The organism is Bacteroides intestinalis, assembly GCF_003464595.1.
GTDB lineage: Bacteria > Bacteroidota > Bacteroidia > Bacteroidales > Bacteroidaceae > Bacteroides > Bacteroides intestinalis_A.
Window position 1 is genome coordinate 99194 of sequence record NZ_QRZF01000005.1, and the last position, 23306, is coordinate 122499.

The 23306-nt window shown below is 43.7% G+C and carries 13 protein-coding genes; 6 read left to right on the top strand and 7 right to left on the bottom strand.

What is annotated here, in order from left to right:
• Positions 1-99: 99 nt before the first annotated feature.
• From DWW10_RS08955 to DWW10_RS08970, 4 genes are all read right to left on the bottom strand, one after another.
• A complete protein-coding gene (locus DWW10_RS08955; RefSeq protein WP_022392990.1) occupies positions 100-3126 on the bottom strand; it encodes a DNRLRE domain-containing protein in 3027 nt (1008 codons plus the stop codon).
• A 23-nt stretch (positions 3127-3149) separates the two neighbouring features.
• Positions 3150-5408 (bottom strand): sialate O-acetylesterase, encoded by a 2259-nt coding sequence (locus tag DWW10_RS08960; protein ID WP_022392991.1) that lies wholly within the window; start codon positions 5406-5408, stop codon positions 3150-3152.
• 144 nt (positions 5409-5552) lie between these two features.
• A complete protein-coding gene (locus tag DWW10_RS08965) occupies positions 5553-8432 on the bottom strand; it encodes a glycoside hydrolase family 2 TIM barrel-domain containing protein (protein WP_022392992.1) in 2880 nt (959 codons plus the stop codon).
• A gap of 22 nt (positions 8433-8454) precedes the next feature.
• On the bottom strand, positions 8455-12447 hold the full coding sequence (locus tag DWW10_RS08970; RefSeq protein ID WP_118420794.1) for a hybrid sensor histidine kinase/response regulator transcription factor: 3993 nt from the start codon (positions 12445-12447) through the stop codon (positions 8455-8457).
• Positions 12448-12739: 292 nt separating this feature from the next.
• On the opposite strand from DWW10_RS08970, the gene DWW10_RS08975 reads away from it, so the two are divergent.
• A complete protein-coding gene (locus DWW10_RS08975) occupies positions 12740-13528 on the top strand; it encodes a LiaF transmembrane domain-containing protein (RefSeq protein WP_022392994.1) in 789 nt (262 codons plus the stop codon).
• A 4-nt stretch (positions 13529-13532) separates the two neighbouring features.
• On the top strand, positions 13533-14339 hold the full coding sequence (locus DWW10_RS08980; RefSeq protein ID WP_022392995.1) for a LytTR family DNA-binding domain-containing protein: 807 nt from the start codon (positions 13533-13535) through the stop codon (positions 14337-14339).
• Between the two features lie 87 nt (positions 14340-14426).
• On the opposite strand, the gene DWW10_RS08985 is transcribed toward DWW10_RS08980, so the two are convergent.
• Complete coding sequence (locus DWW10_RS08985) at positions 14427-16085, bottom strand: flotillin family protein (protein ID WP_009130249.1); 1659 nt, start codon at positions 16083-16085, stop codon at positions 14427-14429.
• 24 nt (positions 16086-16109) lie between these two features.
• Complete coding sequence (locus DWW10_RS08990) at positions 16110-16607, bottom strand: hypothetical protein (RefSeq protein ID WP_009130248.1); 498 nt, start codon at positions 16605-16607, stop codon at positions 16110-16112.
• 143 nt (positions 16608-16750) lie between these two features.
• On the opposite strand from DWW10_RS08990, the gene DWW10_RS08995 reads away from it, so the two are divergent.
• From DWW10_RS08995 to DWW10_RS09010, 4 genes are all read left to right on the top strand, one after another.
• A complete protein-coding gene (locus tag DWW10_RS08995; RefSeq protein WP_022392996.1) occupies positions 16751-17203 on the top strand; it encodes a hypothetical protein in 453 nt (150 codons plus the stop codon).
• 101 nt (positions 17204-17304) lie between these two features.
• Entirely contained in the window at positions 17305-17742 is a 438-nt protein-coding gene (locus DWW10_RS09000) for a hypothetical protein (protein WP_022392997.1), read from the top strand.
• Between the two features lie 8 nt (positions 17743-17750).
• Positions 17751-18965, top strand: a complete 1215-nt coding sequence (locus DWW10_RS09005; protein ID WP_022392998.1) for a sodium ion-translocating decarboxylase subunit beta — start codon at positions 17751-17753, stop codon at positions 18963-18965.
• 96 nt (positions 18966-19061) lie between these two features.
• The gene (locus tag DWW10_RS09010) at positions 19062-21659 is read left to right on the top strand and encodes a beta-mannosidase (protein WP_022392999.1); all 2598 of its coding nucleotides are present in this window, start codon (positions 19062-19064) and stop codon (positions 21657-21659) included.
• A gap of 59 nt (positions 21660-21718) precedes the next feature.
• On the opposite strand, the gene DWW10_RS09015 is transcribed toward DWW10_RS09010, so the two are convergent.
• Entirely contained in the window at positions 21719-23185 is a 1467-nt protein-coding gene (locus tag DWW10_RS09015; RefSeq protein ID WP_022393000.1) for a catalase, read from the bottom strand.
• Positions 23186-23306 lie beyond the last annotated feature (121 nt).

The following is a 23306-nucleotide window of genomic DNA, read 5'->3' on the forward strand; positions in this document are numbered from 1 at the left end:
TAAAGGAACAAGACAAAATTCACAAAAAACACAGAATCGGAATCTAAAAATCATACGGAAAGAAAGCACAATCGTACGAACGAAATAAATCTTTTCCGCTTACCACACTATCAGAGCCGGTTTATTCACAGATTCTCTGGTTCCGAAGGAACTATTCTTATTATTATCAGAATCATCTCCCAATTGGCGGACTTCCCTGATCAACACAAATGTAATTTCCGGCTGCCGGCATTTCCGTATCAATGAAGTGACATCAAGTTGATGCCAGGATGCTGTTTCAGTCACAACTATCTCACCGGCTACATGTGCCGTATTACCTACATCGGTTACGCGCACCTGGTCTTTTTCCAGATTGGGGGCATTCTTCCAGTTCAGGGTACTTTCGTCCCAATTACTATTATCCAGCGCGTAGACATGGAAGCGATAGGGAGATTTGGTTGACGAACTGCCATACAGCCGGAGTATAGCGGCATTCATTTTCTCTTTATTCATACCCGACAAGTCGAACTTGAGATAGCTAACCTGATTGCCATTGGCTCGGGAAGCATTCATTTCTATATTTATCACTTTGGCTTTACCAAAGTTTTTCTCACTATTTGCCCCGGCCTTAACGGTTGCATCCGCCGTTGCCACCAGTGTACTTGCAGCATTGGAACAGATAGGAATGGTAAGGAGCATTACACTCTGGGCAGGAAGTTCAAACGAAAGCTGTCCTTCTTCTGAGGTTTCTTTTATCCAGACTACTTCACCATAAGCATTTGCACTTACTTCCTCGGCAATCACCTTGGTTCCTGCCGGAAGGTTCAGCGACTTCAGGTCCAGTGTGAGAGAGTTTGAAGAGAGTTTCCGTTGTACCAGCCATACATAATATCTCATTTCTTCCGGATTAAAGGAAGTTATCGCATCCACATCATTATCAGCAACCGACTTCACTGTATTTAGCAACGGACGTTCATCCTTAAATCCTTTAGCAAACAGGCGAACAACTTCACCCGTACGCTGAATGCCACTTATATCAAAAGAGGAAGGAATCTCTTTGACGGACTCCGCATCAAACAGTTTGATTTCCCTCACTTTGATACTCCCCTTATCCGTTGCAACAAAGCGGACTTTGGAAGTAGTTACAGGAGCATCGAACAGAAAAAAGGATTGCGCATAACGTGCATCTTTCTCAACGGTTTCTTTTATATCCGCCCATCCGGTACCGTCCCAATACTGCAAACGGAAATTTTTCACGCGGTCGGGAGCCGTATAAACTCCATATGCCGAACCCGTATAGACAACAGCCCCACCCAATGAAGTGCTTTTTCCCAGATTAATTTCCAGGTATTTCTCTGCATCCGTATCCGGAGACACCCACATGGAAGCATCTGTCTTATTACCATCGGTTATTACCTTCACCGCTACCGGGCGAGATGAAGTCAGGTCCATTGCTTTCTTACCCAATGCCACATTGGTATAGGCATCCTCCACAATCCGTTTGCCTTGCCAGATAAAGTGATGTCCTGACTTAATTCCACGTGGATATGTTCCGCTGGTAGTATTGGCAAACTTAAAAGCCCACATTCCGTACCCTTGATTGAACGTATTGTTTGTATATTCACCGGCCCACTCTGTGAACAAGGAAGGAGAATCCATCGTCTCTTCCTTATCGATCAGATATGCATTCATCCAACGCCCTGTTTCTGTATAAACGATCGGAAGCGGTTGTTTCAAAGGATGATTTTCCACTATAATCTTTCTTATATCAGAAACCTTGGACGCATAACCTGCTGCCGGAAGATTATAAGAATGGGTAGAGAATATATCCATCAAATCCCTGTCCGAAGGCAAGCCGCGATAGTCTATACGCAGATTCTTCACGACTTCGGCCCACCAGTTTGTATTGGAACCCGCTGTAACCGGACTCACAAAACGTGATTTCAGATTCTTCCCATACAGCCTGTTCACATCCTGCACGGCACAATAAACAGCATCCGAAACTATTTTCATGGCATCTACATACTGGGTGATCTTCATTGGTCCGGCATGGCGATGATTCGGTTCGTTGTGCATGGCATACATGGTTACATCCCCCGTCTTAGCCGCATAAAAAGCCAATGCATAGAAACGCTGCCACTGCTTCCATTTATTACTCCACGTTCCATCAAAATCGGTGGAATTTATCTGAAGAATAGCATCGATATTCAGACGTTTCAATTCTTTCAACGTGTATTCGAATACCATGGAATTGGTAGAGAAATGTGCTTCCCCACACTTCGCCAGGATAGGTTCCCATTGAATGAAACGGTTATGCTCCGGATTGTTTCGCAACTCATTCTTGCAGGACTCAAAAGCCTCCAATGTGGAAAGTTCTTTATCATTGAACACAACGGACTGAGGAATATAATCGTTCAGAGAAGTCCATACGCGCAAACTGTTCACATTAGAGTATTCAAGCCAACCGGAAACATTACTTCCGGGTAAATAATATCCTTGATTGTAAGCCACGTATTTCATGGACTTACCAATGATTTCTTTAGCCACCGTCACCTGCATTTCCTTTTCCAAAGGTTCCTGGGAAACTCTTGGAGCTTCACCTGTAGTAACAGGAATCGGCATACCCGCCTTCTCCTTACCGTATACTTCAAACTCATTAATACGGATCGGTTCACCATCGGTAGATACCAGACGAATCTGAAAAGTGAGCAGCTCCGGATGAAAGGTGAACTCAAGCTTATCCAACCTGTTCTCCGTGCATTCCGTATCCGGCAGGTCCGTCCAGTTGGCATCATCCCAGTATTGAATCTTAAAATTCTTCACCGACCAGAATCCCGGTGCTTTTCCTTTCTCCTGCTCTGTTTGTTCGGCATCCGGAATTCCTGTATAGATAACAACCCGGTTTATATTATAATATCTCTCGAGATTAATATCCAGTGTATGGGGTGGACGCGCACTTTTACCACTCATCCAGGTAGATTTACGCGAAACGATTCCATCCGTCACATTGGATGCCGGAAACTCTTCCTGCTGCGATGAGGCAGTGACCGGTTTGTGTAATGCTACATTGACATTATCTGCATGTAGCCCCAAAAAGGGCATGACAATAGCACCACAGACTAAAAATAGTTGTTTCTTCAAGCTCATAAATTATCTTTTAATGGGTATTTCTATTCTTTAGAGTAACAGGCTTTATAAGCCGCTTCAGCATATCTCCTACCAAGGATTATCTGACTGTCAGCACTAAAATGAGGGTCATTTTCATTGATCAGGGGCACCAATTCCCGGGATGACACACAATAGGAATAGGGAATATGCCGGGGAACCGTACGCAACATCTTATTAAATGCATCCGAAGTTCCATTCATCCGCCATTCGGCAATCTCTCCCACAATGACGGGGAGCTTTGTATCTCCCAGATCTTCCCGCAAATCGGCAACCAACTTTTGTAACTTCGCCATATACGCTTCCAGATTCCGGCTATCGGCTTCGCCCTGATGCCAGATAATCGCTTTCAACGTTCCGTACTTCATGGCCTGGCGTATACGTGACAAAGCTTCTCCATAATAATCATCCTTAGCTCCTTTCAACCATGAGTTTATGGAACTCCCCCCGCGTGCATTAACCACTAATCCAAGTTTGCGCCCCGTTTTATCTGCAATGGCCTTTGCAAAAGAATAGGCCGGGCCTACCCCTTGCAGATCTATTTGCTTGCGGATAGTAGAGTACTTATTTAAAGGATTCCTTGCAGGTTCCATATCACCGTTCGGAGTCAGCAAGTATACATCCTTTATACTGCTTTTATAGTTATCAGTAATATATCCCCGTCCTGCCATGTTGGACTGGCCAATGAAAAGGAACAGATCAAGCTGGGGTATCATCGGTTCAGGATTGACACATACGCCTTCCGTTTCCAACCTGTATTTATCCGTGCGGAAGGGAAGGGCGGGAAAACCTTCTTTATTAAAGAAATTCATATATCCACTATTCACCCAGAGATAACGGACATCTACAGGATTATTTACCTGATTGCTCTTTACACGTACCCGATTGTTATCAACAATCACTGCTTCAGCCGGATAAAACTGACCGTCTTTACCTGCAACCATAAATCCGGAAAGCGAGGAAGAACCGTCTTTGGCAATAATCCCTGTACCCGCATTCGCAAATTCCAGAAGTAAACTGCCGTCTCCGGTTTTCGTCTTCTTTCTAAATTCAGGCCCCTGATAGACGATCTTCTTACCATAAACTTTACCCAAAGCCAACTGTGCAAGGCGCCAGCCAACTGTATCTTTCACTATCGGATGAATATCTTTGGTATTTCCCTGGTCAAAAGCAACGGCCATACCTGTATTCTTCACATGCAGTGAGGTGAGGTATTGCGCTTCACGCAACTCATTCCAGTAACGGGTCTTTGTTTCAAATCGGGGTAACTGTACAAACAGGAAAGGAATATCTCCCTGCCCCCACGACGCCCTCCACTCCTTTATCATAGCGGGGAACAGTTTACGATATTGTGCTCCACGTGCTGTATTCGACTCTCCCTGATAGAAAATAAATCCTTTCAGAGTATATGGACTAACAACGTTCAACATCGTTTCGGATAAACCGACCGGACGACGAAAATTCCATTTTCCCATAGGTTCCGTAGGTTTACCTATGTATTGTTTCTTTTCTGCTGATAATTTGTTATACTCTGCCAGAGACTTAATATAACGGTCATATATTTTCTCGTACTCTCCAGGCTGATAAGCATCAGCAATACTATCATAACGCTCTATGACAGGGCGGAAGTCTTTATCGGACAACAGTAACTTCCGGCTCGTCCACGCCTCAACCGTCGTTCCTCCTACGGGTAATTGAATGATACCGATAGGAATATTCAAATCTTTATGCAGATTCTTCGCAAAGTAGTAAGCAACAGCTGCAAACTCCGGTGCTGTCTCAGGAGTACAAATCTTCCAGGATGTTTCAGGCACTTCGTGTTCCGGATAGTATTTTCTCGGTACTTTATAATAACGTATCTGAGGATAATCAGCCAAATCGATTTCCGTCTTCGCGTCCTTCACCCTGCGCAAAGCAAACTCCATATTTGACTGACCACCCGCCAGCCATACGTCACCTACGAAAACATCTCTAAAACTAACCTTATTATTACCATTTATGACTTCTAATTTATAAGGTCCTCCGGCTTCTCCGGTCCTTAATGTGACCATCCATTTTCCATCAACAGCCTTACTCTTCCGACTGTGTCCTTCAAACAACACTTCAACCTGCGAACCGTCTGCCGCTTTTCCCCAGATCTTCACGTTTGCATTACGTTGCAATACCATATGATCCGTAAAAACATCGGCAACCGTAAACCCGCCGTCAGCAAAAACAACGATGCTGGTCAGAAATAAAAATAAAGAAAATAAAATGCGTTTCATAGTTCAATTCGGTTTTAAAATGACTCTGCAAAGATGTCCGTTTACCGAGTGAAGACATATAACAATCGTTCTTTTATGAAGCAACTTTGTACAGTCGTGTTTAATACTGGCATTTTGCCATCGGATTGGCAACTATCAGAAATCTTATTCCGTATGATCCGGACGCCCTGTACTTAATATTGTTTTCAGCAATATCACCCGACGGTCTCCTTTCAGGGAAACTTTCATTCTATTCTTTATATGCGAGATATCTGTTTCGACACTTAATTGTTGCTTGGGTTGAAGCACATAGTTCCCTGTTGTTTTGTCATTGATGGTGATACTGATGTTAAGAGGCTCGTCCACAGGATTCTCCAATATGGTAATCATGGTTTTCTTCTTCCCGGACAATGTCATATAGAAATATCCTTCGCCACTGGTAGATGATTTACTGATCAACGGGCTTCCTCCTTTTGAAAAAGTGAATGGAGCCATAGGCCTTCTTCCATAAGGTACATATTGCACACCCGGTTTTGAATTCCACCCACCATAAGCACCGGCATACTGGTAACCATATTCATCAATCTTCACTTCATATCTGGGGTCATGCTCCTGTCCTTTTGGAATGATAGGAACAGTGTTTACCATCAGCCCATTACAAGGTGCGTTCACGATTCCCCGTTCGGAAGCATAGTCTCCCCAGATAATTGAGTCAGTCACTTCCACATACGGTTCATGCTGCTTGTCGACAGACATATAACGAAGCATATTGAAAAGGAGTTTATCAGCTACGGGGTCTACTCCACAATGATTAATCAAATCGAAACCAGACAACAGTATGGAGCCTTTACCCATAAACATCTCCGACAAGGCTGTCGCAGCCAAAGCACGGCTATAGTTGGCAAGGACGGCTACATTCTCCATCCCGGATTCACGAAGATCATATCCTTTGTCCACCGGATAAATGGCAGGAAAGCCTTTCTTCGATTCATCATAGGAGGTATAGTCGGACCAAAGGCGGAACTGCTTAGGGGTTAATCCGTTAAAAACCGGATGATACGGACGTTCAAGATTGATATTCATACCATCCGCATACGCCAGAGACGGTGAAAGATAAACCGGATCATTATTGCTGTCTTTCAGAAACTCCACGGAAGTTGGCAGCCACGATTGATTGAATGTTGCAGCATCCTGTTGCAGGCAAATAATGCGCCCACCCTTACTTACATATTCTTTCAACTGCTCTGACTGATTATTCAGTGAATCATCCCATGAATTCTTAGCCAGAATTAAGGTAGAATTCCGGGGTAATTCCTTAACCATACGTACCGCTTTTACAGGGTAACCGAGTTTTTGCAAACAGCTCAAGGTTTGCTCTCCTGCCGAAGAATCGTACACATAAATGGTTTTCTTCATCACCTCTGTACCCCGCCAGTCTTTTCCGGCTATGAACAGTTCACTCTCATTATAGGACACCTTACTGCCTTTCGACCAAATCTCACCTTTCAGCATATAGTCTCCCGAAGCCAGATTCTGAGGAATATCTATTGACAAAGGCCTTTTACAAGTGCCATAATAAGGAACAGATGGAAGATCGACCTCTCCCGCCAATACTTTCTCACCTTCCTTTTCAATCCACCACTGCAAATGAACTTCATCCAAATCATTGCCATAATCATCGTCATTGACAACATGGGCTACCACCGCAAGCTTACTCCCTGCATAAATCTGCGACTGCCAATTCTCCCAACTCAGCAATACAGGCTGATAGCTGATCTGATATTGCCAGGCTACAGGTTTCGGTTTCATCTCGGCAAAGGATTTTACTCCATCCCAGTTATGAAATATAATTGTAAAAGGCATGGTACCTGCCAGGCAGCTGTTTTGCCTTCTCAACCGACGGAATAATTCCGTTGCATTCTTCAGTACAAAAGCCTGATAGGTCATAGCTGCTCCGGCTTGTTCATCATCGGGCAGATGTCCTGTCCAACACTTCTGCGAACCCGGTTGTTTGGTTCTGGAGCAGAGGTTGAAACGCCCGTCTATTCCTGTATAGTTTCCTACACATTCGGTAAAAGTAATCGGTTGTACTCTTCCCGAATTTTGCCACATCGCCTTATCACGCATATTGAGATAAGTAAGGAAAGTATTATAATACCATCCCCAATACCTATGTACATCATAGATATCGCCCGAATGTCCCAGCCCATAACCGGTATTGCCTATATACAATCTGGTATCATCCCATTTCTTGAGTTCACTACACATCTTTGTCAAGAACTTCCGATACAGATCGCCCGTTTTACCTTCATAAGGCATTTCATTGGATAAAATATAGATGACTACGGAAGGATGGGGAGTGAACGGTCCCAGATCAATTTCCTTATAGGTTCTGAGTGACAGGTCAAAGTCTGTCGGTGGTGCAGTCTTGGTTGCATGTTTGGGACGACCATACCGACCGGCAAATATCATCATACCTTCTTCATCGCACACATCCATCCAATTCTGGTCATCGGGAATACGGATGATATTTATGTTCAGGCTCTTCATAAAGCGAACATAATCACGTGCAAAGTCTTTGCTTCTTTCCAGCTGTTCGGGTATTCCCCGCTCAGGCGGATTAATGGCATTACCCCGCAGATAGATAGGTTTATCATTCAAATAAAATACACCATCCCGCATCTCGAACTTTCTGAACCCAATCCGCTTATGAAAAGTTTCAGTACCCGCCTTTACTTCCAAGTCATAAAGTGCAGGATTAACAGGACTCCATAATTCAGGAGTCAATTGGTCTATTTTCCAGACCACCGTTGTATCCACTTTATTCTTAAAATAAAATTCTCCGGAATGGCTGCATAATATCGCCTTACTCCGGGCATGCGTAATTACAGCATCAAGGGACAAACTTTCGTTCGCCTCAGCAGACAACATTACTTCAATCCTGATATCCTTATCGGTAGTGACAGGAGTTATCTTATGAACCTTTGCCGCCAACAGAGACAACGGAAATAATGCACATAAAGCACACAATAATCTTGTTTTCATAGTATCAATTATAATAGTAAACTTATTCTTCTCCTTTCTGATATTGGGCGGGAGTCACCCCGAACAACTCCCTGAAACGTTTTATGAAATAGCTTGGGGAGTTGAAGCCAACTTCATATGCTATCTCCGAAACAGTCTTCGTATCCATCTGTTTCAGTAGCATCTGCGCCTTCTTCAATCTGATATTCAGAATGAAGTCATTGGGTGTCTGCCCTGTGATACCCTTAATCTTCAGGAAGAGTTTGGTACGGCCGGTATTCATGGCCTGGGCAAACATATTCACGTCAAAATCCGGATTATCCAGATTCTGTTCAATACACGCTACACATTGTTCCATGAACTGATGGTCTGCGCTATTCGTTGCCAGTATATCCACATTGTTATCCATTTGTTTTGCATATTTTTTCTGTAACAGCTTTCTGCTGTTTACCAGATTGTTACAACGCATAAACAAATGTTTCACATTAAAAGGTTTAGTCACATAGTCATCTGCGCCCATTTTTAACCCTTGCATTGTATATTCTTCGGCTGTCTGGGCCGTCAGTAATATCACAGGGATATGGGATGTTTCAAAATTACTCTTTATCTTCCTGCACATTTCTATACCGGACATCTTGGGCATCATGATATCGCTCAGTACAATATCGGGCTGTATTTCTTTTGTTTTTTCCAGTCCTTCTTCACCATCCTGCGCTTCGCAAACGGAATATACTTTGGAGAACAGACGGACCAGTAAGCCTCTGAGTTCTTCATTATCTTCAACAATCAGGATTTTACTCTTTGTATCTTCCGATTCATTAGCAGGATTCTCATCATCCACCACATCAGTCAGTGCCTTGTCACCATACATGGTCAATTCTGAAATGCATGATGAATCGATATCGGGAGTTGCCACTTTCTGTGAATCGGCAATGTGACTATCTCCCAAAGGCAATTCAACCACAAAAGTGGTTCCCTTTCCCTCCATGCTCCGCACACTGATTTTGCCTTTATGGGCTTCAATTATACTTTTAGCAAGTGCCAATCCTATGCCCGTACCTTTCTGGTTGTCTGTGCTGTCGACCTGATAAAAACGATCGAATATCTTATCCAAGCTCTTTTCGGCAATACCGATACCCGTATCTGAAATAAGAATAACCACACTATTTTCATATTCCTGTACTGATAAAGAGACTGTACCACCCAGAGATGTATATTTGAAAGCATTGGACAGCAAGTTATAAATCACCTTTTCAAGCTGTACCACATCAAACCAGACTTCCAGATTCCTATCCTTATTAAGAAATTCAAGATTAATCTGTTTACCCCGTGCATACTCCTTGAAAGACAGATAGATTTCATCCAGGAACGCATAAATATCCTGCTTGCTGTATTTGAACTTCTCGAAACCCTGTTCTTGTTTCCTGAAATCAAGAAGCTCGGTTATCAGGCGCTTCATACGTAATGTATTTCGATGGATATTCACCAGTTTATTGTACACTAACGGCTGAATATCATTCCTTTCCATCAGCATCTCCAACTGGCTCACAATCAATGTGAGCGGAGTACGGAATTCATGTGAAATATTGGTAAAGAAACGAAGTTTGGACTGGTTCAGTTCTTCTATCTGTTTCTTCTCTTTCTTCTCGTATTCAAGTGAAGCCCGCAACTTTAATTTGGAAGAATAGAAACTAACCACTATATAGACAGATACAATCAAAATAATAACGTAAATACAATATGCCCAGACCGATTTGTAGAAAGGTGGCTTCACCACAATATCAATTTCCTTAAAGATACTTTCCTTACCGGAATATTCCTCAGAGCTCTTTATCTTTAGCTTATACTTACCCGGATTCAGGTTGGTGTAAGTAATGCCTTTACGATAACCTGCACTCATCCAGTCTTTATCAAATCCCTCCAATTTATAGTAAATCCGGTTTCTCAGTACCGATACATAATTGGATAACGAGAAATTTATAGTGATGATGGAATGGTTATGATTCAGCGTAATTTGTGGCTGATACAAAATAGACTCAGAGAGAATATTGGAGTCATCATTCGGCAATATAACCTGGTTATTCACTTCCAATGAGGTGAAGTTAAGCTGATAGGGCTTTACATAAGAATTCAATTCTTTTTCAAAGAAAGAGATCATCATCTTGGGACCGGAAAGAAAGATCTCATTATCGCTGGCCACAAACAATCCGTAAGGGTTCAATGCCGTCATCGGAAAACCATTCTGTTTATTATAGTTATAAAAGCGCTGGTTCTCCATATCAAAACGTGAAAAGCCCTGATTACTGGCTATCAGGAGATAACCGGACAAAGACTCTTTTATATCGAGGATATAATCATTGATCAGGTCCGAATTGTGTGAGTTAAACGGTTTGAATGAATTGATATCCGGCTCATATAGGAATATACCATCTCCCGAAGAACCTGCCCAGATATTACCTTTCTTATCTTCAAAAAGTACATTTATCAGATTACTGCCTATAACCCGCTTCGAACTATTAGGAACGAAATACTCATCTTGTTTCCGGGTTTCAAGATTATATTTAACCAGTCCCAATGAATAGGAGAACCATAAATTATTGTTCCTGTCAAGAAGCATATCAATGATCTGTCTGTTATTGAGTCTACTATCTTTCAGTAGCTTTGTGCACTCTCCTGTTTGAGGATCGAATGATCCTATTCCGTTATGGGTTGCCAGTAAAAGATTCCCTTTATACGGAATAATTTTGCGAACTATATCGTTAATCAATGAATTCTCTTTCCCGGGAATATGCCTGTAGTTGGTAAATCTATGCGTTTTCAAGTCCAGCTTATCCAGTCCTCCCCGTAGTGTACCAATCCACAGAGTCTGGTTATCTTCATCTAAATGCAAGGATTGTACCGTATTGGATGCAAGAGAGTTCTTATTTATATCATACTTAAACTCTGCGAAGCTTCTTGTTTTTCGATCGAGATAGTTCACTCCACCACCTTCTGTTGCAATCCAGATACCACCTTTGGAATCTTCTCTCATTCGTCCGGCAAAAGGAGAGGTCAGCTTTCCTTGCTGAGATTCATCGGAATAATAATAGGTATAAATCTCATAGTCCGGATTAAACAGATTAACCCCGCCATAATAAGTGCCAATCCAGAAAGTTCCTTGCTGATCCTTCATCATACAGATGATGGAAGAATTACTCAAGCTATAGGGTTTATTATCTTCACTGTAATTGGTGAAAGTATTGGTAGTGACATCCAATCTATCCAAACCTTTAAAAGTCCCCACCCAATAGTTACCTAAGTTATCTTCAACCACACAACGGACGTAATTGCTGGAAAGTCCATTCTTATAAGGTGCATGCACATAGTTTGTTTTTCCACCGTTCCTGTCCAGTCGGAAAAGCCCGTCATCTTTGGTACCTACCCAAATATTCTTTTTGGAGTCTTCATAAATACAGGTTATATCCTTTGTTGGGAGATAATTAAGCCATTTCTTATTACTGTCCAGCATGTACAAGCCATTATTCATGGTTCCTACATATAGGTTTCCTTCATGGTCTTCGGTCACACAGGACATGCGTACATCCTCCAGGTGATAATAATATTCCAACCTATCTTCCGCACGGTTATAGGTGAATAAAGAGTCTCTGGTACAAGCCCACAGCCGAGAGTTACCGTAACTAATGGCCTGAATGTTATTATCGCGAATCGTATGAAAAATATTCTTCTTAATATCATATTCAACTACGGCATACTTGCAACGAATATAAATATGCCCATCCTTATCACCACAAATCGTACCTATATTATTATTATAAAGACTATGCTTATCATTCTCAATCGGGCGGAATATATAAAAATCGGTACCGTTATAACGGTTCAAACCATCTTTAGTACCTATCCAGATTATCCCGAATTCATCCTGATAAATAGATGTAACTGTTGGTTGCGAGATGCCATTTTCTACTCCGAATGTTTGAAAATGGATATCCTGTGCGAACAACAATCCGGGAATCAAAAATGAGAGCAGTAACAGCATCCGCAACACTATTATTGATAAGGGAGTCTTTTTCATCATCGTATACTTCAGTTATAAGGTTCCTTTTTTTATAGAAACAAAAATAGCGGAATCTATGTACAACCTATATAAAAATAGGACTAATCTGTGTCGATATCGTACGAAAGCCCTCCGAATTCACCGATTCATACCCGGAACTCATCGGCTTTTCTACCGGAAATCACCCGGAAGGGCTATACAGGGATGAATAATTCGCTTACCTTTGAGCCATCAACCCATAACAATGGAATATGAATCAATAACAATAGAAATAATGGAAAAGAAACAAAACTTCCCGTCTCATGCAGGCTTATCGGGCAAAGCACTGATAGCTTCGCTCTTCATCATCTCCGGAATATTACTGTTTGCCCGTAACGTAGGTTGGATTACGTATGACTTATTTAGCATAGTGGTATCCTGGCATAGTCTTCTCATTGTATTAGGTCTCTACACGATGACGCGCCGCCATTATCTGAGTGGTTCTATCCTCACCCTGATAGGCGTCTATTTCTTAGTTGGAGGATTATCGTGGTTACCGGAGAACTCACAGACCTTTGTCTGGCCTGTTGCACTGATTGTGGCAGGTATCCTGTTCTTTGTAAAATCCCGCCGTAGGGAACGCTGGATGAAAAGCCATATGAGTGGCCGTTATCAGGACTGGGCTAAAAGAAGAGGTGGACATATGCACATGAATATGGAAAACAATGAGCAACAATGCGAATCGGAAAACGGTTATCTGCGTTCCGACAATGCTTTTGGTTCTGTACGCCATGTCGTATTGGATGAATTGTTTAAAGGAGCCAGTATCCGGGCTTCATTCGGAGGGACTGTCATCGATCTGCGCCACACGCATCTTGCACCGGGAGAAACATATATTGATATCGACTGTACTTGTAGTGGAATAGAATTGTACATTCCTTCAGACTGGAATATTCTACTGCAATGCAATGCTTTTGCCGGCGGATGCGAGGATAAGCGTTGGCAGGGAGCGAATATTAATAAAGAAAGTACACTCATAATCCGTGGAAATATTTCCTTCGGTGGATTAGAGATTAAAGACTAATCCTATGAGAGCACATCCAATTATAGATTATCCTTATCGTTGGTTTCCGATGCTTGTGCTGGCATTGGTTCTGGCAATCATCCAGGCAACTCTGTTGTGGGGATATACCGGAGCCGACTGGCTACCTGCCATCATCGACGGAGTCACAACAATCGGATGGCTTGCGGCACTGGCATACCTGGCTTGGTTTGTAGTAGGCCAAGTATCCATTCTCCAGACAAATGTCATTACGGTTGTATCAGGAATATTGCTCTGGATTGCGGGCAGCTTCATGGTCTGCGACATTATGGTAAGAATTGCAGGAACACCTTATATTTCTTTTGCCTCTACCATACCTTTCAGGCTTCTGTTCGGCATACCGACATGGATAGCCATTATATTATGGTATCACCTGATAGTAGTGAAAACTCCGGAAGCACAAGAAGATGAATTCATTGTACCGCAAGCCACAAAAGAAAAAAAACCGGAAGTACAAGAGGAAACCATTGACCGCATTACTGTAAAGGACGGAGCACGAATACATATCATCAAAGTAGATGAACTTCTATATATCCAGGCGTGTGGAGATTATACGACTTTGATCACCCCCACAGGAGAGTACATCAAAGAGCAAACCATGAAGTATTTTGAAGGACATCTGCCAAGTGACAACTTTGTACGTATCCATCGTTCCACCATTGTAAACGTGACACAGATATCGCGGGTAGAACTATTCGGAAAAGAAACCTACCAGGTGTTATTGAAAAACGGAACCAAGTTGCGGGTTAGCCTGACGGGCTACCGGCTATTGAAAGAACGACTGGGAATATAAAGACCTAAACTATTCTATAAAGCAAAAGCGAAGAATCCGCCCCATTGTGGATTCTTCGCTTCTTTTTTAGCAGATAAGGTTATCTGATTATTTCTTCTTATCGTCTTTCTTTGGTTCATCCTTTTGGGCTTCCTGCTTATCTTCCTTTCCTTCCGGGTGGATGATTCCCTTTACGGTTTCACCAATAGGCAGTTTGTCCAGTACACCGAGGCTCGGAGCAACCGTCTTCACCAGCGAACTCAGGAAGTTGCTTGTACCTCCGTTTCCACCATCGAATACAGTAATGTTTCCTAAATTCATGTGTTCGAATGCTTTCACCTGTTCTCCGGCAATTTCTTTCCATTGATCTACCATCTTATACTGGATGGCAATAGCCGGATTAGATTCCGCCGCACGTACCATAGCCTCGAAACCTTCAGCTTCAGCAAGCAATGATTTCTTCTTACCTTCAGCCTCAGCTTCCAACTTCATCTGGATGGCTCTTGCTTCAGCCTCGGCCTGTGCCAGAGTTGCTTTTGCACGAGCTTCAGCCTCACGGGTAATCTTTTCGGCAACAGCATCAGCCTGAAGAATGGCTTCTTGCTTTGCAACTTCAGCAGGTACAATCTTTTCAGCCTTCAAAGAAGATTCCACTTTACGGGCTTTAGCCTCTTCCACTTCTTTTTGAGCTATTTCGCGGGCAGCCTGTACGGCAGCTTCCGAACGTGCTTCAGCTTCACCGGCCTGTTTGTCGGCATTGGCACGCGTTACAGCCAGCTCCGCATCAGATTGTGCCACGGCTTTCTGCGCCTCATTTCGTCCGATGGCAGCTTTCTTTCCCGCTTCCGCCTGCTTAATCTCCATGTCAGAATTCAGTTCAGCAATACGGCTTTCCTTTTCCGTATTAGCCTGCTCAATCCTGATATTTTTTTCAGCTTCAGCCTTTGCCACCTGCGACTCTTTTTCAGCGTTGGCAATAGCTACCTGCGAGATTCGATCCTTATCAGCATTAGCCACAGAGATTTCCTGCAATTTCTTAGTTTCGGCAATGGCAATATCCTGGTCTTTACGCGTTTCGGCAACTTTCGTCTCACGTTCCTTTATTTGATTGGCAATCTTGATGGCACCCAGTTTCTCCTGTTCCTCAATGTTTGCCTGAGCCTCATTCAGTGCCTTACTTTCAGCTTCCTTACCTAAGTTGACAATATAATTGGCAGCATCACGGATATCGCTGATGTTAATGTTCATCAAATACAAACCAAACTTGCGAAGTTCCGTATCGATGTTATCCTTTACTTTAGAAAGGAATTTATCGCGGTCGGAGTTCAGTTCTTCAATCGTCATATCAGCAATCACCAGACGCATCTGTCCGTACACAACATCCGTTATCAGATTCTGCTTATCATCAATCGTCAGTCCCAGCATACGTTCGGCAGCATTCTGCATAACCTCATGATCGGTACTGATAGCCACCGTAATCGTAGTCGGTACATCCACACGGATATTCTGGGCAGACAGTGCACCTGTCAGCTTACAGTCTATCTGCATCGGTTTCATGGACAGGAATTCATACCCCTGGATTATCGGCCACACAAATGCAGCACCACCATGATACAACTTGGCTGACTTCTTATCACCGCCCGTTTTACCATATACTACCAGTACTTCGTCACTTTTACATTTCCGGTAACGGGAAAGAATACCAATGAAGGTAAGTAAGATAACCGCCACGAGTATGGCGGCCATAATCATCATTTCTTGTGTCATAAATCTATGTTTTTGAGTTTTGTTTTATTGAATATATAGAGTTCCGTCCTTATAGCCCGTGATGATAGTTTTATCACCTGTCTGATAAGTCTTGTTCGTTTCAGATACTACATCTATCTCACGCATAGCTCCGTCGCGACTTGCCTGTACAGTAAATCTGCCATCTCCTTGCCCAAAGTAGATGGTACATTCACGGCCTACTAATTTTTCCGTCTTTTCCGTCTTATTCACCTGCTGTAACTGATAGGCTTTTTTATAAAGAAACCACACAGCGAAAACGAAAAACAGACCAATCAAAATGGCAATGGAATAACTCTGAATGTCAGTATTTCCAATCAGATACATGTACCATCCAAAACCGATACCGAAATGTGTCAGTCCCTTAAAAGACACCACGCTGCTGATGTCGGCATCCACGTCTGTATCCGCATCAATGTCTCCGAAGAAAATGGAAAGAATGAACTGTATCACAAAAATACCAGTTGTGACCACGGCGATAATCAGAAATATATTACTGCTCATAGGAATTTGAATTATTGTGGTTTACAATATATTTAGATATATTATTCCAAATATACACATTTGCAGAACATGCGCAAAGGAACGGTTCTCTATTTAACAAAATTTTCTTGAAAGAGAGACAACATTACACAAAGATATTTGTTATGTTTGCGGACGCTATGATGAAACATCTGCACTATATATTCCTGTTCATATGCCTCTCATTAGGAATGTCTGTCATTCTGCAAGAGGAACAGCCGGCACTTCGGATGATTACCGAAGCCTCGACAGATACTTCCGTCACCCCTACACAAACAGGATGTTTCATTTCAATGTCAGCAGATTGTTACTCAACCATTGCTCACCGCCCGTTCTTTAATGATGAAAACAATGAACGTAAAATCAACGGTATCCTCTTTCAGGAGAACTTTTATAATCAAGCTAATGCTCCATCGAAATTACTAAAACTTAAGATCCATCCGTCTGTAGGACAGATGCAACGTATATTCTCCACCCATTTACCGGTGGAACAAAATGCCAGCCTCTCTTTCACTCCCAGCGCTATCCGTTATTCTTACGGATATTACGTCTACGAGTTGAAGCATATTCTGATTTAAACCATCACTCTACTTGTTACTCCCCCCTTTACCGGAGGTATGCCATTGGCATGTCTTTGGCCAACCTATTGTTTATTCACATCTAAATTAATGCAAATCCTATGCTCGATTTATTAATAGCCACCCTCGAAATGATGGGGCTTACGTTCGTGATCGGCTTCTTCGTGGCTTTCATCATCAAAATGATTGCCGTTGCTGCCGACTCATTCGATTTTTACAGTTCGCACCAGAAAGAACTTCTTCGCCTGCGACGCCTGCGCAAGTTGCGCCAGAAGGTAGAACTCATGATACGGGATATCCCCATGGAAGAAGATGGACTCTACAACGATAAACGCGAAGAGTTCAGCCGCGGAGTCAACCGTGAACTTACCGACTACCGTGGATATTATCATGGAGTAAGCGCCGGAGTTTCCAACGCTAACCTGATGGATTACTACTATCCCGAAGATACGCACATGATGTATCTGAAGCAACAAGAAGAGATGTTATATCATAAGAACAAGAAACAGTCCGGAAAATCTACCGGTAAGACCAAATAAAAAATAGTATGGAAAATATAGATTTCGCGACCCTATTCCAAGGTTTTGGAACAATGATGGAAAGTGGCTATCTGCTTGCATCAGCCCGTGTGTTTTTAATCCTTTTAGGTTTGTTACTCATATATCTGGGTTGGAAAGGAGTACTTGAGCCTATGGTAATGATTCCGATGGGGCTGGGTATGGTTGCCATCAATTGTGGAACACTTTTCATACCGGACGGCACATTAGGCAACCTCTTTCTCGATCCGATGCTTTCGGATACGGACGACCTGATGAATACGATGCAGATAGACTTTTTGCAACCTGTCTATACACTGACGTTCAGCAACGGATTGATAGCTTGCTTTGTGTTTATGGGGATAGGCACGCTGCTGGATGTGGGCTTTCTGTTGCAGAAGCCTTTTGTCAGCCTTTTCCTGGCGCTGTGTGCGGAACTGGGAACTTTCCTGACTATACCCGTAGCTTCCGCCCTTGGACTGACATTGCAAGAAAGTGCCTCCGTGGCCATGGTGGGAGGTGCAGACGGGCCTATGGTGCTGTTTACATCGCTGGCGCTGGCCAAACATTTATTTGTACCTATCACAGTGGTAGCTTATCTGTATCTGGGACTGACGTATGGCGGCTACCCGTATCTGGTGAAGTTATTGGTTCCAAAACGCCTGCGTGCCATCAAGATGACTTCGAAGAAAGCTCCCAAGAACTACGATGCCAAGGTGAAACTGGCATTCTCGGCTGTGCTGTGTGCGGTGTTGTGCTTCTTGTTTCCGGTGGCTTCGCCGTTGTTCTTCTCTCTCTTCCTGGGAGTGGCGGTACGCGAATCGGGCATGAAGCATATTTATGATTTCGTCAGCGGCCCGCTGCTTTATGGCTCTACATTTATGTTGGGCGTATTGCTGGGCGTGCTTTGCGATGCGCACTTGCTGCTCGATCCGAAGATTCTGAAATTGCTAGTATTAGGTATAGTGGCACTGTTGCTTTCGGGTATCGGTGGTATTATGGGAGGATACATCATGTACTTCATTAAGAAAGGAAATTATAATCCGGTAATCGGAATCGCAGCTGTCAGTTGTGTGCCTACTACGGCAAAGGTAGCTCAAAAGTTGGTTAGTAAGGATAATCCTGACTCGTTTATTCTGGGGGATGCCTTGGGGGCAAATATCTCCGGGGTTATCACTTCGGCTATTATTACGGGTATTTATATTACAATCATTCCACATCTCTAAGGAAATTATAGAGTAAAGGTATACTGATTTAGGCGCGAAATCTGCAGATTCCGCGCCTATTATTATTATCTTTGGGCTGACAAACATCTTATACATATGAAAAAGCCGAATTTAAACCTGAAACGAGCGTCAATGCTGACCTCAACTCTCCTGTGCAGTGCCCTCCTCATAGCCGTCCCCCTGCGGAGGGAGCTGAACGAGGGTTGGAAGTTTAAACAAGCCAGACTGAACAACTGGTATCCTGCCACCGTGCCCGGTGTGGTACATACCGACCTGATGGACAACAAAATTATTGAAGACCCTTTCTTCCGCCTCAACGAACGCAGCATGCAATGGATTGATAAGGAAGACTGGATTTACCAGACTACTTTCCGGCTCACTCCCGAAATGATGGAAAAACAAAACATTGAACTCGTCTTCAAAGGACTGGATACGTATGCAGACGTATATCTGAACAATAAGAAGATACTGGAAGCCAACAATATGTTTCGCGAATGGAGAACAAACATAAAGCCAAATCTGGAACCTGGCGAAAACATATTGAAAATCTATTTCCATTCTCCCATCAAAGTAGATATTCCCAAATGGGATGCTCTCCCCTACCAATATGAAGCAAGCAACGACCAGTCTGAAAACGGCGGGGTATTCAATAAGAAAGTCAGCGTATTTGCCCGGAAGGCAGGCTATCATTACGGTTGGGACTGGGGGCCACGCTTGGTTACTTCCGGTATATGGCGCCCTGTGTACGTGGAGGCTTGGGACGATGCGAAACTCAATGATGTCTTCATCCGCCAACAGGAAGTGAACAAAAACCATGCAACCATTCTCGGAGAAATAGAAATCCTTGCGGACAAAGAGATAGAAAAGGCCAATATCAGCATTACCGAAGCTTCTTCCGGCAAAGTCCTGGCGGGACAAGTCGTTTCGCTCAAGAAGGGGATGAACAAGGTGTCGTTGCCTTTCTCCATCCGGAACCCGAAACTGTGGTGGAGCAACGGGCTGGGCAAAGCCCATTTGTACGATTTCCGCACGGACCTCACCATCGACAATCGTACGGCTGATACTGAAACTAAGAAAGTCGGCCTGCGCTCGCTTAAGATTATTAACCAACCGGATAAGGATGGAAAGACTTTTTATGTAGAACTGAACGGAGTTCCTGTCTTTGCCAAAGGCGCTAATTACATTCCACAGGATAACTTCCTGCCACGTGTCACGCGGGAACAGTATGAAAAGACTATCCTCGATGCAGCTAATGTCCACATGAATATGCTCCGCATCTGGGGAGGCGGTATCTATGAAGAAGATGTATTCTATGAACTTTGTGACCGCTACGGCATCCTTGTCTGGCAAGATTTCATGTTTGCATGCAGTCTTTATCCGGCTGAAGGGGAACTTTTGGAAAATATCCGTCAGGAAGCTATTGACAATGTAAAGCGACTCCGCAACCATGCCTGTATTGCCCTTTGGTGCGGCAATAACGAATGCAACGATGCCTGGTTCAATTGGGGCTGGCAGAAACGATATAAAAAACAGAATCCTGAATACGAACAGATCATCTGGAAGCAGTTCAACGACCAATACAATGTCACCCTTCCCCAAGTAGTCAAAGAATATGCTCCTGAAAGCTTTTATTGGCCTTCTTCCCCCTTTGCCCGCTATGATGGCGGCAGTGACGACCACAATGGTGACCGACATTATTGGGAAGTATGGCACGGCAAGAAGCCGATTGAGATGTACAATAAGGAACGGAGCCGTTTCTTCAGTGAATATGGCTTTCAGTCTTTCCCGGAGTTCGAATCGGTGAAACGCTATGCTCCATGTGAGGAAGATTGGAATATCTACTCGGAAGTTATGATGTCTCATCAGCGCGGTGGAGCCCATGCCAATGAACTGATTGAAACTTATCTGCTGAATGAATACCGCAAGTCGAGAGACTTCGAGGCTTTTCTTTATATGAATCATGTGCTGCAAGGCGATGCGATCAAAACAGCCATCGAAGCGCACCGCCGGGATATGCCTTATTGCATGGGTACGCTCTTCTGGCAGCATAACGATTGTTGGCCGGTAGCCTCTTGGGCAAGCCGCGACTATTATGGTCGCTGGAAGGCACAACATTACTTTACCCGCAAGGCTTACCGGGATATCCTTGTATCTCCCATAGCTGATGAGTCAGGGATATTGAAAGTCCAGGTGGTCTCCGACCGTCTCAAATCCTGTAGCGGGAAACTTGAAGTAAGTGTTATAAAGCTGACAGGTGAAGTTCTGAACCAGTATAATCGTAATGTAAAAATAGATGCTAACAGTAGCCGAACACTCTTCTCCATTCCACTGGAAGAAGCGCTGAACGGGGCACGCAAGGAAGATGTCTTTATTCATGCTGTCTTGTCGACGGATAAAGGAAAGAACGACTATGCCAATAACTACTTCCTGGTAAAACAAAAAGAAGTCAACTATCCGCACGCCATGATTACGAAGAGTATACAGCCCATCGAAGACGGTTTTGAAGTGACGCTCAATAGTGATAACTTTGCTCGTGCCGTATTCATTGCGACCGGAGATGTAAACAGTTCGTTCAGCGATAACTATTTCGATATACTTCCCGGAAGTTCTGTAAAAGTAAAAATCCACACCGGTTTACCGCAGAACGTACTCGAGAAGCAATTAAAGATCGTTTCGCTGAGTGATGAATATTGAGTATGAAAAACCCCTCCGAAGAATTGGCTTACTTCGGAGGGGTTCAATATTTTCTATGGTTATCGAGTTTCTTTCAAAGCAGCATCCAAATCTATGCCTAAGGCTTTAGCTACCCCTGTACCATAAGCCGGATCCGCTTTATAGCAATTACGCACGTGGCGTTGCTTTATAAAGAGTTCGGCATCACCCATGGCACGGGCAGTATTTTCGCACGTCAGTTGCTGATCCTCCGAAGACATCAGGCGGAAAAGATCACCCGGCTGGCTGAAGTAATCGTCATCATACTCACGTTCGTTATAGTTATAAACGTCACCATGAACTTTCAAAGGCGGTTCTTTCTTTTCGGGAGAATCCTGCCATTCGCCGTAGCTGTTGGGCTCGTAACTCTTGGCGCCTCCGTAGTTGCCATCCACACGCATAGCACCATCGCGGTGGTAAGCATGGAACGGACAGCGGGGTTTATTCACCGGAATCTGTTCCGCATTCACTCCAAGGCGGTAGCGCTGTGCATCACCGTAGGAGAAGAGACGTCCCTGCAACATCTTATCGGGAGAGAAACCGATACCTTCCACAATATTCTGCGGATTGAAAGCAGCCTGTTCTACCTCAGCGAAGTAATTCTCCGGATTACGATTCAGCTCCAGGATACCTACGTCCTGCAACGGAAAATCTTTGTGCGGCCATACTTTCGTAAGGTCAAAGGGGTTAATGCGATATTCGTCTGCCTGTTCTTCCGTCATCAGCTGAATTTGGAATTGCCATTTCGGGAAGTCACCCTTTTCGATGCTCTCGTACAAATCACGTTGATGCGATTCACGATCCTTTGCAATGATAGCTTCGGCTTCCTGGTCACTCAGGTTCTTGATGCCTTGCAGGGTACGTAGATGGAACTTCACCCAAATACGTTCGTTGGCAGCATTATAGAAACTATAAGTATGGCTACCGAAACCATGCATGTGACGATAAGAATAAGGAATACCACGAGGGCTCATGGTGATGGTCACCTGATGCAACGCCTCAGGTAGTAAGGTCCAGAAGTCCCAGTTATTGTTCGGGCTACGCATATTAGTGCGCGGGTCACGTTTCACGGCATGATTCAGATCGGGAAATTTCAACGGGTCACGCAAGAAGAATACAGGAGTATTATTTCCCACTAAATCCCAGTTACCTTCTTCCGTATAGAACTTCATGGCAAAACCACGGATATCACGCTCAGCATCCGCCGCTCCCCTCTCACCAGCCACGGTGGAGAAACGTACGAAGCACTCCGTCTTCTTGCCCACCTCACTGAAAATGGCGGCACGGGTGTACTTTGTGATGTCATGTGTCACGGTGAACGTACCATATGCGCCGGAACCTTTGGCATGCATACGTCTTTCGGGGATCACTTCACGATCGAAGTGTGCAAGTTTTTCCAGGAACCAGGGGTCTTGCATCATGATAGGACCACGTTGTCCTGCAGTTTGAGTGTTTTGATTGTCGGCGATCGGGCGCCCGTTAGCAGATGTGAGTTTTTTCTTTTCCATGGTATTTATTGTTTAGAGAACTAATATATGAAACAAATGTAAGGATTCTTAAGTTCACATCAAACAGATAAATTCTATCACCGGATAGACAAAATCTATGTATCCGTAGCAAACGACTCAT